General features: G+C 63.2%; 12 protein-coding genes and 1 pseudogene. 6 read left to right on the top strand and 7 right to left on the bottom strand.

The genetic code is table 11. The features are described 5' to 3' along the window. Positions 1-48 precede the first annotated feature (48 nt). On the bottom strand, positions 49-636 hold the full coding sequence (locus tag HSRCO_RS08595; RefSeq protein ID WP_259517231.1) for a response regulator: 588 nt from the start codon (positions 634-636) through the stop codon (positions 49-51). Positions 637-763: 127 nt separating this feature from the next. Between HSRCO_RS08595 and HSRCO_RS08600 the strand changes: the two genes are divergently transcribed. Beyond that, positions 764-1,918 carry a thiolase C-terminal domain-containing protein gene (locus HSRCO_RS08600; RefSeq protein WP_259517232.1) on the top strand — a complete coding sequence of 385 codons (1,155 nt, stop codon included), beginning with the start codon at positions 764-766 and terminating at the stop codon, positions 1,916-1,918. Further along, complete coding sequence (locus HSRCO_RS08605; RefSeq protein ID WP_259517233.1) at positions 1,915-2,280, top strand: Zn-ribbon domain-containing OB-fold protein; 366 nt, start codon at positions 1,915-1,917, stop codon at positions 2,278-2,280. The genes HSRCO_RS08600 and HSRCO_RS08605 overlap by 4 nt, the downstream gene beginning before the upstream one ends. Before the next feature lie 14 nt (positions 2,281-2,294). Here the strand turns inward: HSRCO_RS08605 and eis are convergent, their stop codons facing one another. Then, on the bottom strand, positions 2,295-3,488 hold the full coding sequence (gene eis / locus HSRCO_RS08610; protein ID WP_259517234.1) for an enhanced intracellular survival protein Eis: 1,194 nt from the start codon (positions 3,486-3,488) through the stop codon (positions 2,295-2,297). Positions 3,489-3,528: 40 nt separating this feature from the next. After that, positions 3,529-4,626: an NADH:flavin oxidoreductase/NADH oxidase gene (locus tag HSRCO_RS08615; protein WP_259517236.1), complete on the bottom strand. Its 1,098-nt coding sequence runs from the start codon at positions 4,624-4,626 to the stop codon at positions 3,529-3,531. Between the two features lie 254 nt (positions 4,627-4,880). On the opposite strand from HSRCO_RS08615, the gene acs reads away from it, so the two are divergent. Both acs and HSRCO_RS08625 read left to right on the top strand, forming a co-directional pair. After that, positions 4,881-6,986, top strand: coding sequence for an acetate--CoA ligase alpha subunit (gene acs, locus HSRCO_RS08620; RefSeq protein WP_396266390.1), 2,106 nt, complete (start codon positions 4,881-4,883; stop codon positions 6,984-6,986). Further along, on the top strand, positions 6,983-8,038 hold the full coding sequence (locus tag HSRCO_RS08625; protein ID WP_259517238.1) for a phosphotransacetylase family protein: 1,056 nt from the start codon (positions 6,983-6,985) through the stop codon (positions 8,036-8,038). Before acs ends, HSRCO_RS08625 begins: the two co-directional genes overlap by 4 nt. Positions 8,039-8,042: 4 nt before the next feature. Here HSRCO_RS08625 and HSRCO_RS08630 read toward each other — a convergent pair whose 3' ends face one another. Continuing rightward, entirely contained in the window at positions 8,043-8,441 is a 399-nt protein-coding gene (locus HSRCO_RS08630) for a chemotaxis protein CheW (protein WP_259517239.1), read from the bottom strand. Between the two features lie 480 nt (positions 8,442-8,921). Between HSRCO_RS08630 and HSRCO_RS08635 the strand changes: the two genes are divergently transcribed. Then, a complete protein-coding gene (locus tag HSRCO_RS08635; protein ID WP_259517240.1) occupies positions 8,922-9,263 on the top strand; it encodes a helix-turn-helix domain-containing protein in 342 nt (113 codons plus the stop codon). Positions 9,264-9,268: 5 nt separating this feature from the next. Here the strand turns inward: HSRCO_RS08635 and HSRCO_RS08640 are convergent. Next, positions 9,269-9,640: pseudogene (locus HSRCO_RS08640) on the bottom strand (RNA-guided endonuclease TnpB family protein); the annotation flags it as partial. A gap of 98 nt (positions 9,641-9,738) precedes the next feature. Between HSRCO_RS08640 and HSRCO_RS08645 the strand changes: the two are divergent. Continuing rightward, positions 9,739-10,020 carry a hypothetical protein gene (locus HSRCO_RS08645; protein ID WP_259517241.1) on the top strand — a complete coding sequence of 94 codons (282 nt, stop codon included), beginning with the start codon at positions 9,739-9,741 and terminating at the stop codon, positions 10,018-10,020. Here the strand turns inward: HSRCO_RS08645 and HSRCO_RS08650 are convergent, their stop codons facing one another. Continuing rightward, entirely contained in the window at positions 10,021-10,962 is a 942-nt protein-coding gene (locus HSRCO_RS08650) for a MinD/ParA family protein (RefSeq protein WP_259517242.1), read from the bottom strand. It lies immediately after the preceding gene. A 44-nt stretch (positions 10,963-11,006) separates the two neighbouring features. After that, complete coding sequence (flaJ, locus tag HSRCO_RS08655) at positions 11,007-12,746, bottom strand: archaellar assembly protein FlaJ (protein WP_259517243.1); 1,740 nt, start codon at positions 12,744-12,746, stop codon at positions 11,007-11,009. Position 12,747: the final 1 nt, after the last annotated feature.

Below are 12,747 nucleotides of genomic sequence, written 5' to 3' on the forward strand. Positions count from 1 at the left end.
CTACCACGCAGGCACGCTGCTGAAATCGTGTCGACGATGGCCGGCCGGTTACTCGAGTTGCCTGAACAGGGTCTCGAAGTCCGCTTCGTCGAGTTCCATGGAGACGGTGTCGATATCCGCTTCGAGATCGTCCAACTGGGCCTGTAATGTCCGATATTCCTCGCTCGCGTCCCGTTCGCCCGGCGCCAGGCGTTCGTCGAGCAGCGACCGTTTCCGAACGGCGGTGAAATACTCCTGGAGACGCTGGTCATACTCGGATCGGCGGACGAGTCGATTCACCGTGTCGACGAGTTGCTCGCGGTCGACGGGCTTCTGGAGGTAATCGTCGAACCCCAGTTCGACGATGTCGACGTCCGGTTCGACGGCGGTTACCATCGCGACACGGCAGTCGATGGACCGTTCGCGGATCGTATCGAGTACCTCGTCACCGGACAACGTCGGCATCCGTCGATCGAGCAAGACGACGTCGATCCCATCGTCCAGTTGCTCGAGGGCGGATTCGCCGTCGTATGCGACGCGGACGTCGAACTCGTCGGTGAGCCACGCTTTGTAGAGATCGGCCAGATCCCGCTCGTCGTCGACCACCAGTATGGTGGTGCTCGCGTGATCATCGCCCTCCATAGGTTCCTCGCTCATGACTGCTCGCCAGAGTATGTTCCAAAGAGGACGGGCATTCTATTAATGCATTGTCCTCTCGGCATCGGTCTCAGACGGGACCGAGTGGAGTCAGTACCTAGAAGGGGGCCCAGGGCGGACGAGGGATATGGAACGCGTAGCGATCATCGGCGCGTCGATGACCCAGTTCGGGGAACGCGACGCCTGGATTCGTGATCTGCTCGCAGCGGCGGGCACCGAGGCGCTGGCGGACGCGGACATCGACGCGTCCGATCTGGACCACCTGTACGTCTCGAATATGGCGAGCGGCGAGTTCGAGGGTCAGACTGGCGTCATGAATGCCCTGGCCCACGACCTCGGTGCTGTACCGGCGTACACCCAGCGCGTCGATCAGACGAGTGCCAGCGGCGGAGCAGGCATCTATGCTGCCTGGCAGTCCATCGCCTCGGGGGCCAGCGAGATGACGATGCTCGTCGGCGGCGAAAAGATGACCCATCGGTCGACTGCCGAGGCGACCGACGTCATCGCGTCGCTCACGCACCCAGTCGAGTACAAACACGGTCTCACGCTCCCGAGTTTCGCCGGCCTCGTCGCTCGACGCTACCTCGAGACGCACGACGCACCGCGGGAATCCCTCGCCGATATCGCGGTAAAGAACCATCGCAACGGACTCGACAACCCCCACGCACAGTTCCGGAAGGCGGTCGATCGCGAGACGGTGCTCTCCTCGCCGATCGTCGCCGACCCGTTGCGCCTCTACGACTTCTGCCCGATAACCGACGGGAGTGCAGCGCTGGTATTCGCCCCCGAGTCGGTGGCCGAGGAGGTGGCCGACGAGTACGTCACCGTCGCCGGCATCGGCGGCGCCACCGACACACACGTCGTCCACGAGCGCGAGGACCCCACGACCATGCGGGGCGTCGCCGAATCCAGCCGGCAGGCCTACGAAATGGCGGATATGGACCCGACGGACGTGGATTTCGCCGAGCTCCACGACATGTTCACTATCCTCGAGGTGCTCCAGTTGGAGGACCTCGGATTCTTCGAGAAAGGGGAGGGCTGGCGTGCCGCGAGCGACGGGATAACCCACCGCGACGGCGAGTTACCGGTGAACACCTCCGGTGGGCTCAAGTCGAAGGGACATCCGCTCGGAGCGAGCGGTGTCGCGCAGGTCTTCGAACTGTACCGACAACTCCTCGGCGAGGCCGGCGACCGTCAGGTGGCCGGCGACGTCGGGCTCGCGTGTAACGTCGGTGGGTTTGGGAACTGTGTCACGACCACCATCCTGGAGGGGCCACGATGAGTCTCACGGCCTCCCGCTGTACGAACGGTCACCTCTACTACCCCGACCACCCGCGGTGTCCGACCTGCGGGACCGCCGAGAGCGAACCGATAGACCTCACCGAACGATCGGGAACCGTGGTGACCTGGACCGAGAGTACGGCCACGCCGCCAGGTGTTCGACAACCGAACGCCCTCGCCATCGTCGAGTTCGTCGTCGAAGAGGACACCGTTCGAGTCATCGGCCAACTGACGACTGCGGACGTCGATACCGGCGATACGGTCGAACCCGTCTACGTCGACGAACTCAGAGATCCCGACGCCGGGATCCGGGAGGCGGAGAGTCAAGAGTGGGACGGGTACCGATTCGAACCGGTCGACTGACCGGTCCAGGGGTATCAGAACCCTTCCCGAAGATAGACCGACGACGCCGGGAGGGAATTATCGAGGACGGCCGCACGGAAGTGGTCTTCTACGGTCATCGTGTTCTCGGTGGCCATCGTCTCGAGATCGCGATAGCCGACGAAAAGTTGTGACAACGACCCGATGTCGACGTCAACGTCCGCCGGTCGATCCACCGTGGAAACGGAGGCTACGCCGTCTGCGATATCGAGCGCGAACGTCCCGTCGTTCCAGTCGACCAGCGGGTCGGTGACGGAGAGGACCACCTGCCCGTCGACGTCCTCCGGGTAGGTGATGGCCTCGAATGCCATCTCGACGTCGACGATGCGGACCATCGCCCCGGTCTTCAACGAGACGTCCAACTCTTCGGGGTCCGCTACCAGGTCCAGGAGCATCTCCCGAGGCGGAGTCGGCAGCCGAACCGTCTCGACCTGCGAATCGTGGTTGGCGAGGAATCCCAACAGTGCGTGATGGGCGTCCGTATCCCTGAAGGCCATATCCCAGACGTCGAGCGTTTTCTCGTCGTCCTCCTCGGTGATCGCATAGACGACGTACCCGCTCGGACGACCATCGTGCTCCCAGACGTAGACGTACGGGTCGGTCTCCCAGCCGTGGAACGCACGATTGCGCCACCACGACTCGGACCGGTCGACGGCCAGTTCGTACTCGTGGGCGTGAGAGTCGAGGACGGCATCGAGGGCATCCCAGTCGTCCTTCTCGGCCCGATAGTACCGGCCCGCCGGTGGGTCACCGATCCGGTAGACCGCTGGGTCGGCCGTCTGCACTGCCGTCCGAAAGGCAGTCGCCCAGCCGAACTGGGCATAGAACGATGTCTCGAACGGCCACAACGAGGCTACCGGAACGTCGCGATCCCGATATTCGCCCAGGGTCTCGGTTAGGAGCCGACGGATGTACCCCTTGCGACGATGTTCCGGGGGTGTGGCGACAGCCGAGATCCCACCCATGGAGAGCGTCGTCCCGCGTACGCGCGTGTCGAAGAAATGATGCCGACACACCGATACGGGATGGTCGCCGTCGAAGAGCCCCCGATTCTCGCCGACGCGGGCCTGAGGCGGCGTCTCGTCCTCGTCCGCTGGGGCAAACGGCCCCAATTCTGGACTGAAGGCGTAGGAGAGCATCGCCGAGAACGTCGCCCGCCGGTCCTCGGGAAATGGGCGGTATTCCACCATACCAGGTGAGAGAAGGGAAGCGAAAAAGGCGTACCGGTGCTCAGAACCCTCGCTGGTACTGGGCCGGGGGCTGGAGCCGGTCCGTCTCGCCGAGTCGCTGGGCGGCGTGCAGCGGGAAGTACGGGTCCCGGAGGAACTCGCGACCGACGATGGCCACGTCGGCTCGACCGTTCCGTACGAGCGCTTGCGCCTGTTCGGCCGTCTGGATGCCGCCGACCGCTCCAACGAGGAGATCGTCGGTCTCCTCGCGGATTCGCTCTGCAAAGCGAACCTGATAGTTCGGGCCAGTCCAGTCGATGTCCTGGTCGGGGCTGATGCCCCCCGTACTGACGTCGACGAGGTCGACCCCCAGGTCACCGAGTCGGGCCGCGAGACGCACGGACTGATCCGGCGTCCAGGAGTCACGGTCCCCGAGCCAATCGGTCGCGGAAATGCGGACGAACAGCGGGACCGACTCGGCCACCGCCTCGCGGACCGCCGTGACGATCTCCCGGAGGAATCGGGTCCGATTCTCGAAGGAACCCCCGTACGCGTCAGTGCGATCGTTCGTAACGGGCGAGAGGAACTCGTGAACGAGGTAGCCGTGGGCACCGTGGATCTCGAGTATCTCGAAGCCCGCATCGACCGCACGTCGAGCCGCGGCCCTGAAAGCGTCGACGATCCGGTCGATCTCGGCGACGGAGAGTTCCTGCGTCTCCGGGGGAGTGGCGTCCGCGTACGGCCATGGGTTCGCACTCGGTGCGACCACGTCCCACCCACCCTCCGTCGGCTGGAGCGGGCCCCCACCCTCCCACGGCCTGCGCGTCGACGCTTTCCGGCCGGCGTGGGCGAGCTGAATGGCGGGAACGGCACCCTGATCGCGGATGAACGTCGTCGTTTCCTCGAGTGCGGCCGCGTGCTCGTCGGACCAGATGCCCAGATCCTGTGGCGAGATGCGGCCCCGCTTTTCGACGGCAGTGGCTTCGGACATCACGATACCGGCGCCGCCGACGGCCCGACTCCCGAGGTGAACGTGGTGCCAGTCCGTCGCCAGTCCGTCCCGATCCTCACAGGAGTACTGGCACATCGGAGAGACCATCGTGCGATTACGTGCCGTCGTGTCTCGTATCGAAAGTGCAGAGAACAGATCGGGCGTCATGGCCCACGGTTCACACCCACGGACGAAAAAACGTGGCAAACATGGAGGGGTTGCCGGGAGCCATCGTACTGACGTGTAATATATACGATTAGTGATGGAAAATATTCGACGACGACTGAAACCACGGTACGACGACCGTACGATTTCTACACCATTTTTCTGATACGTGCACTAATATTATGCATCGTGAAAGGTTCTCTCCCGCGTCACGGGCGAATTACCCACATTTAAGCCTATCCGAGATGTACGTGATTATGACGATGCCACGTGGAGCCCGTGGGCTCTTTGCCCCCGAACGGGTCGCCGTCGTCGGCGCGACAGAACGAGAGGGATCCATCGGACGGGCGATCATGGAGAACCTCGAGTCGTTTGCCGGAGACGTCGTCCCAATCAACCCGAAGCGAGACGAGGTGTTCGGCATCGCGGCGTACAGCGATATCGGCGCGGTACCAGACCCGGTCGACATGGCCGTGGTCGTGGTCCCACCGCATATCGCCGTCGACGCGGTCCGGAACCTCGCCGAGAACGGCGTCAAAAACGTCGTCGTGATTACCGCTGGCTTCGGCGAGACGGGGTCGGAAGGAGCAGCCCGCGAACATGAACTGCAAGAGATCGCATCGGAATACGACCTGAACCTTGTCGGTCCGAACAGCCTGGGCGTGATGAGCACGCCGGTCGACATGAACGGTTCGTTCGGTCCCGAGGACGCACTCCCGGGATCGATGTCCTTCATGAGTCAGTCAGGCGCGTTCATCACGGCGGTGCTTGACTGGGCCAACGACCAGGATATCGGGTTCAAAGACATCGTCTCGCTGGGGAACAAGGCCGTCCTCGACGAGACCGACTTCATCGAGATCTGGAACGAGGACGGGGACACGGACGTCATCCTCGGCTACCTCGAAGGGATCGAGAACGGCCGCGAGTTCATCGACACCGCTCGGGACGTCACCGAAGACACCCCGATCGTACTGGTAAAATCCGGTCGGACGGATGCCGGGGCGCAGGCCGCGTCCTCGCATACGGGGACCATCGCCGGGTCGGAGCGCGCCTACGAGGCGGGCCTCGACCAGGCTGGCGTCCTCCGGGCCGAAAACGTCGAGGAACTGTTCGACTACGCCCGCATCCTCGACGGACAGCCGGTCCCGGACGGCGACGACGTCGCCGTCATCACGAACGCCGGTGGCCCCGGCGTGATGGCAACCGACGCCATCGGTGATTCGGACCTGAATATGGCGTCGTTCACCGAGGAGACCGTCGAGCGACTGGGCGAGACGATGCCGGACGAGGCGAACATCTACAACCCGGTCGACGTCATCGGTGACGCCGACAACGAACGGTTCAAGAAAGCGCTGGATATCGTCCTCGAGGACGAGAACGTCTCCAGCGCGGTCGTCATCTCGTGTCCGACCGCCGTCATCGAATACGAGGGACTCGCCGACGACATCGCGGAGGTCCAGCAGAAACACGGCAATCCAGTCGTCGCCAGCCTGATGGGTGGCGAACGGGTGGAGGTGCCAGCGGACACGCTACGCGACCACGGTATCCCGAACTACTTCGACCCGGCACGAGCCGTCCGCAGTCTCGACGCGCTCGCGACCTACCGCGACATCACCGAACTCGACTACGAACCGCCGATCGAGTTCGACGTCGACCGCGACCGGGCCGAGGAGATACTGCGTTCGGTCGAGAATCGCGACACGAACCGCCTGGGCGTCGAGGCCATGGAGCTCCTCGACGCGTACGGCATCCCGACACCGGCCGGCGACATCGTCGATACGCCGACAAAGGCCCGCGAGGTCGCCGAGGGGATCGACGGCGGCGTCGTGATGAAGATCGTGAGTCCGGACATCCTCCACAAGTCCGACATCGGCGGCGTCAAGGTCGGCGTCGAGGACGAGGACGTCGAGGACGCCTTCGAGGACCTCGTAACCCGCGCTCGCAACTACCAGCCCGACGCGACCATCCTGGGGGTGCAGGTCCAGGAAATGGTCGATCTCGACTCGGGTACAGAGACCATCCTCGGAATGAACCGGGACCCACAGTTCGGGCCGCTGATGCTGTTCGGTCTCGGCGGGATCTTCGTCGAGATCCTCGAGGATACCACCGTCAGGGTGGCTCCCGTCAGCGAACGGGAGTCCGAAGAGATGATCGACGAGATCCAGTCCGCGCCCCTGCTGCGGGGTGCCCGAGGCCGCGACCCGGTCGACGAGGACGCGGTCGTCGAGAGCGTCCAGCGCCTCTCGCAACTCGTCACCGACTTCCCGGCCATCCTCGAACTCGACATCAACCCGCTCGTCGCGACCCCGGACGGCGTACAGGCTGTGGACATCCGACTCACCGTTGACCCCGACCAGCTATGAACACGTTACTCGTCGCTTCCACGGAGGAAAGTACAGGCAAGACGGCCCTGGCGCTCTCGCTCGGCCAGCTCGCACAGGAGCGAGGCGCCTCGGTCGGCTACATGAAACCAAAGGGAACCAGACTACAGAGCAACGTCGGCAAGACCCTCGACGCGGACCCCATGCTCGCCCGCGACATCCTCGACCTCGACTCGGAGATGCACGAGATGGAGCCTATCGTCTACTCGCCGACGTTCATCGAGGGCGCCATCCGCGGACAGGAGGACGCGACGGAGCTCCGCGACCGCATCGGGGAGGCCTTCGATGCCCTGTCCGAGGACCGGGACATGATGATCGTCGAAGGTGGTGGCCGGTACACCACCGGCGGCATCGTCGACCTGGCCGAAGACGACGTGGCCGAGGCCATCGATGCCGACGTCCTGCTCGTCGAACGGATCCAGACGGCGAGCGACGTCGACGAGCTCCTCGCGGCAGCCGACCGATTCGGCGACCGACTCGAGGGTGTCGTCTTCAACGCCGTCAGCGACTCGATGTACGACATGGTCGAATCGGACGTCGTCCCGTTCCTGCAGACGCGGGACGTCTCCGTTCACGGCGTCATCCCGCACGACCGCACCCTCGCCGGCGTCACGCTCTCCGACATCACCAACGAACTCGGCGGCGACATCCTGACGAACGTCGACGACGAGGTGTTCGTCGAACGCGTGCTCGTCGGGGCGATGTCCGGCGAGTCCGCGCTACGCCACTTCCGGCGCACCAAAGACGCCGCCGTGATCACCGGTGGCGACCGCTCGGACGTCCAGACGGCGGCGCTCGAGGCGCCTGGCGTGAAAGCGCTCATCCTGACCGGCGGCATGGAACCCCCGGGAGCAGTCCTCGGCAAGGCACAGGAACGAAACGTCCCGGTGCTGGTCGTCCAGTCGGACACCCTGGCGACGGTCGAGCGCGCAGAAGAACTCATCCGCGGCGGCCGCGTCCGCGACGTTCGCACCGTCGAGACGATGTACGGCCTGTTGAACGAACACGTGGACGTCGACGCGCTGCTGGACTGACGGTTCAGACGAGCGCTGCTGGGTCGATCCAGACGACGAATCGGTCGTCGCGTCGGATGACCCCTCGCGTTCGTTCGGAGGCCAGTGACGTGTCGACGTCCTCCGTTCGAACGTCTTCTACCTGATGGACGTCGTCGATGAGCAGGCCCGTTCCATCCTGATCCGAGAGGACCACGATTCGCCGTCCGGTACGGTCCGCGTCCAGGTCGAGCGATACCTTCGGGTCGACGACCCGGGTTGTCTCACCTCGAAGATCGACGACGCCCACGATGTGATCGTCGGCGTCGGGCACCGGGGTTATCTCTTCGGTCGCGTCGACGATCTCGTCGACGTGGGCGATGTCGATACAGTAGCGACCGTCGCCGAGCGAGAACTCGAGTACGTTTGTCGTCTCGGCCGTCATACACGGGACTCATCGCCGTTTCGAATAAGCGTTTGGTTATTTCGAGCAGTTCCGCGGGGACCGGATCGCTCGAATGTGCACTCCGCAGATCAGCGCGGTCCCAACGAGGAACGGCGCTTCATCATCTGTCGGCGGCCGCAGGGGCTCATCCGGGACCGTGGACTCGACGACGAAGGCAGATTCCGCCCGCCGTAACGTCCAGAACCGGCCAGATTTCGCGACGGGATGGTGATGCTCACGGGAGAGACACCCCGCGAAGTCATCCACTCGCCCAGAACCGCTTCGAGGGGTACGACAGCTGGTCCGACGGCGTCGAAACGGGCGACCCCGTCCCGACCGCTCGCAGGCGACGAACGTAATGACGGCATCCCGATACGTCCAGTCCGAGCACGCCGTTTCTGTGAGCATCCCCGTCCGATGACGGCCGAGCCCTGAAAAAGGTCGATACTCTTTTTCACCCCGGGGTCATTGTCCAACCTGATGGAACCGGTTGCGGTACTGCGTGTTCTCGGCAACAAGTACAACGCCGAGATTCTTCGGGCCACGCACACGCCGAAATCGGCGCAAGAACTCTCAAACGAGCTAGATATTCCGATCGCCACGTCCTATCGCCGCATCGAGGAACTGGTCGAAAACGACCTGTTGGCCCTCGAAGGGAAGGAACTCTCGGAGGAGGGGCGGCGGACGAAGGTCTACAGACGACGGGTCGACGAGATATCCGTGCAGTTCGGAACGCAGTCCGTCGAACTCGACTTCAAAGAGCGCACGGAAGCGAAGAACAACCTCGTCGACGTGTGGTCGGATCTCCGTCGCGACGGGTGAGCTACCCACGACGCGCCAGTGCGCTCGCGGATGGACGTCAAGTCCACGAACGGTATCACCGAACAGGCGTAGTCACGAGCTTCAGCTACCCACTCCTTCGAGATGCGGCGAAGCGTCATTCTGATGCGGCCTTCCTCTTTCCGACCGACCGCCGGTATATTCTCGTGTACCCACCGCGTCCCGGGTTCCTGTAGGTCGTCACGCCGCTTCTCGTATTCGCGCCGCCAGTGGTCGAACTCGTCGCCAGTCCAGAACGTGCCTGTCGAAGCAACGGCGAGGTTGTTCACGCCGAGGTCACCGCCAAGCACCGTTCCGTGCGTGGTCGTTGCCTGGGCCGGCGTGTCAGACCCCATTTCCCCCGTGCAGTGGACGGCTAAAGCCGTGGGGTTTCTCGTGCGTTGTCTCTAATTATCCGAGATTATAATTGGCGGGGTAGATTTAAGGGCAATTCTGTGACCAGTTACGAAGAGAGCCAATGCGAACCATCGAGATGTTGTACGTGGTGTTCAGCCTGACCCTGACGGTCGCCGGCCTCTCGATGGTTGGCTTCGCCATTCGAGCGTACGCACAGACCACGAGACGGGCGATGTTACATCTCTCTATCGGATTCGCGCTCGTCGTCGCCGCGGCCATCGGGACGACCATCAGTGCGTTCATTACCGGATTCTCGGGGGCTCGCAGTCTCCTGACCGTCAACTACGTGATCACGACGGCGGGGTATATCTTCGTCATGTACTCCATCGTTTCACGCGGCTGATCAAGACAGCCGGGACCAGACCCTATCGAGGAGCCGTACCCGTTCTTTCGTCGCCGTCTCCCCATCATCGAGACCCGCTTCCGCGATAAGTTCCTCCAGTGGGACCTCGACGACAGTTTCGTCGTCGGGACCGTCTGTCTCCGCCGCCGTACCGCTGGCCGGGTCGACCCATTCGAAGCCGGCACCCGATTCGCCTGGCGATTCGATATCGAAATCGAGCAGCGATGTCAATCGGGTTGCCAGTCGATCGTAGGCTTTCGACGCGGGAGCCGCGGGGGCCGACATGACGACAGGAACGCCACCGCGGATACTCCGGTGGACGGCACGGTCGTACGGGACGCTCACGGTGACGGCGTCCGTCGTCCCGAGGGCGGTGGCGATACCCTCGACGTCGTCGAACGAACCGTCGCCCGTGCGCGTGAAGACCGCGCCGACGACGGGGACGTCGAGTCGATCGACGAGTTCGCCGGTCTTGGCCGCGTCTGTCAACGAGGCCAGCTCCGCCGTCGTGACCAGGACGGCGCCGTCCGCTGCGCTGAGCGTGACGCCCACCTCGTGGCTGAGGCCCGCCCCGGCGTCCAGGAGGACCACGTCGAAATCCACTTTGAGTGTCTCGACCACGTCCTCGATCGCCGCAGTATCGAGTGACGCGAAGCTATCGAGATCCGTGGCCCCGGGGACGATCGTCAGTCCGCCTCCCTCGTGACAGGCGGATTCGATCGAGGCATTTCCTCGAAGAACGTCGTGAATCGTCGCCTCGGGGTCGGTGAGCCCCACGAAAGCACCGAGATTCGCCATCCCGAGATCGAAATCCACGATGGCGACGTCGAGACCCCTGTCCGCGAACGCCGCGCCGAGGTTGACCGCGGTCGTCGTCTTGCCGACGCCGCCCTTACCGGAGGCTATCGCGAGGGCGAACCCGCCCGAGGCGTCGTCGTCCATCTGTCGTCTGCTTACCTCCTTTGGTACATAAGTGTGGCCCACGCCTACACCGAGAGCAACATCGAGACCAGTTCGAGCGTCATCGACCCGATGACCGCAGTGATCCAGGTGAGGACGACGAAGTGCAGATACGAATTGACCTTGTGACCCCCGTCCACGACGCGGATGATGAGCGACGAGAGCACGGCGTTGACCAGCACCGTCACCGTGAGCAGGTACTCGATAACGTCCACGTCGTACACCTGGGTGTTGATCAGGCTCTCGAAGTTGAACTGTCCCGTCGACTCGATCCCCATCGACATTCCGGCGAGCACCTCGACGATGCCGAGGCCGATGAAGAATGCGAACGTCGCGGCGGCGGAGATACCGTACATCACCCCGATGAGCGTAGTGGTGGACTGATCACGGCGTTCGCGCAGCTGAAGCACCTCACTCATGTTCTGACTGATGAGTTCGCCGAGATGCTTCGGGTCACCACCCATCTCCCGACCGATGAGATACATTTCCGAGAACTTCTGGATGAGATAGGAGTGGGCGTCGGCCGTGAAGAATCGCCAGGCGTCGGGGCCGGACAGTCGCATGTTGAGTCGCTTGTACAGGTCGTCGATGTTCTCGGTGAGGGGTCCGAAGTCCTTTCGCCTGAGTCGTGAGAGGACCTTCGTCGTGGTGGTCTGCTGGGCCGTCTCGCTTGACCCCAGCGCACGGATGAAGCTGACGAACTCGTCGTCGCGGCCCTTCACGTCTACCTCTGCATTCCGGGCAATGAGTCCGGGGATGATGAGTGGGGTCGTCGGCACCGCCGCATAGATCGGCAACGGAACCGACTGGGGGTCGATTCGCGTCATCCCGAGCATGACCGCCAGCGTCCCGGTGATGACGGCGATAGAGAGCACGACACCGACGGCCGTACCGACCTGCAGTTTTCGTTCGATGGTGGTGGTCCGATCGGTCGGGAAATACCAGATGGGGTCACTCGGCGCAACCGTGTAGATGGCATAGAGGAACCCGATCTGAATGAAGGTGTACATCACGACGACGGCAGCCACTGTCAGCGTCGGATTCGTTCCCGAGAGGATCGGCAAGACGGTCGCGAACACGAGCGCGAACGTCACCGAGAGGACCATCGACATGTAGAGGTCCTTCATCACCTCCAGGTTCTCGAGTTGGCCTTCGTAGATCGTCGTGTAGTTGCGGATGATGGCCGATTGCTCGCTCACCAGATAACTCGAGAGACTCTCGCCGGCGTTGATAGTATAGGCGAGTCGATCGAAGAAATCGGAGACCGGATCGCTGGGTACCTTCTTCGCCCGCATCCGGCACGCGTCGTCGAGGCTCTGGTTCCAGGTGTCAACCAGCTGTACGATTCGTCGGGTCTCCTCCGCCAGCGGACCGTACTCCGCTTCCGAAGAGATGCGACGGAAGACCTCCACGCGGTCGATGTTGGTGGTCGAGAGGACGGTCATGTGCGTGACGTAGAGGTGAAATACCTCCTCCATTCGCTTCCGGCGCTGGTCCTGTTTTATTTTGGGATACAGCAGGGCAGACCCGAAGACGAGCACCCCCAGCAACGGCATCGGCATCCGTACTGCCCCTGGGAGATCCAAAACGAGTGCCGCAACGAAAGACAGCATCGCGACGATGACCGCCGGAATGACGATGACGAGGAGATACCGCGGAATCGACATCTCCATGTCGATGTACGACTGCCGGATCGACGCGAGTAACGAGACGATGTCGATGTTCTCGAGCGAGTTATCGGTGGCGGCGTCCGATTCCGTCGCCATA

Source organism: Halanaeroarchaeum sp. HSR-CO, assembly GCF_024972755.1.
Classification (GTDB): Archaea; Halobacteriota; Halobacteria; order Halobacteriales; family Halobacteriaceae; genus Halanaeroarchaeum.

What these genes read in the sequence shown, in the direction of transcription:
- HSRCO_RS08630 (WP_259517239.1), bottom strand. Translation starts at nt 8,441, where the DNA reads ATGACGGCCGAGACGACAAACGTACTCGAGTTCTCGCTCGGCGACGGT.
- HSRCO_RS08635 (WP_259517240.1), top strand. Translation starts at nt 8,922, where the DNA reads ATGGAACCGGTTGCGGTACTGCGTGTTCTCGGCAACAAGTACAACGCC.
- HSRCO_RS08605 (WP_259517233.1), top strand. Translation starts at nt 1,915, where the DNA reads ATGAGTCTCACGGCCTCCCGCTGTACGAACGGTCACCTCTACTACCCC.
- flaJ (WP_259517243.1), bottom strand. Translation starts at nt 12,746, where the DNA reads ATGGCGACGGAATCGGACGCCGCCACCGATAACTCGCTCGAGAACATC.
- HSRCO_RS08600 (WP_259517232.1), top strand. Translation starts at nt 764, where the DNA reads ATGGAACGCGTAGCGATCATCGGCGCGTCGATGACCCAGTTCGGGGAA.
- HSRCO_RS08650 (WP_259517242.1), bottom strand. Translation starts at nt 10,962, where the DNA reads ATGGACGACGACGCCTCGGGCGGGTTCGCCCTCGCGATAGCCTCCGGT.
- HSRCO_RS08595 (WP_259517231.1), bottom strand. Translation starts at nt 636, where the DNA reads ATGAGCGAGGAACCTATGGAGGGCGATGATCACGCGAGCACCACCATA.
- eis (WP_259517234.1), bottom strand. Translation starts at nt 3,488, where the DNA reads ATGGTGGAATACCGCCCATTTCCCGAGGACCGGCGGGCGACGTTCTCG.
- HSRCO_RS08615 (WP_259517236.1), bottom strand. Translation starts at nt 4,626, where the DNA reads ATGACGCCCGATCTGTTCTCTGCACTTTCGATACGAGACACGACGGCA.
- HSRCO_RS08645 (WP_259517241.1), top strand. Translation starts at nt 9,739, where the DNA reads ATGCGAACCATCGAGATGTTGTACGTGGTGTTCAGCCTGACCCTGACG.
- HSRCO_RS08625 (WP_259517238.1), top strand. Translation starts at nt 6,983, where the DNA reads ATGAACACGTTACTCGTCGCTTCCACGGAGGAAAGTACAGGCAAGACG.
- acs (WP_396266390.1), top strand. Translation starts at nt 4,881, where the DNA reads ATGACGATGCCACGTGGAGCCCGTGGGCTCTTTGCCCCCGAACGGGTC.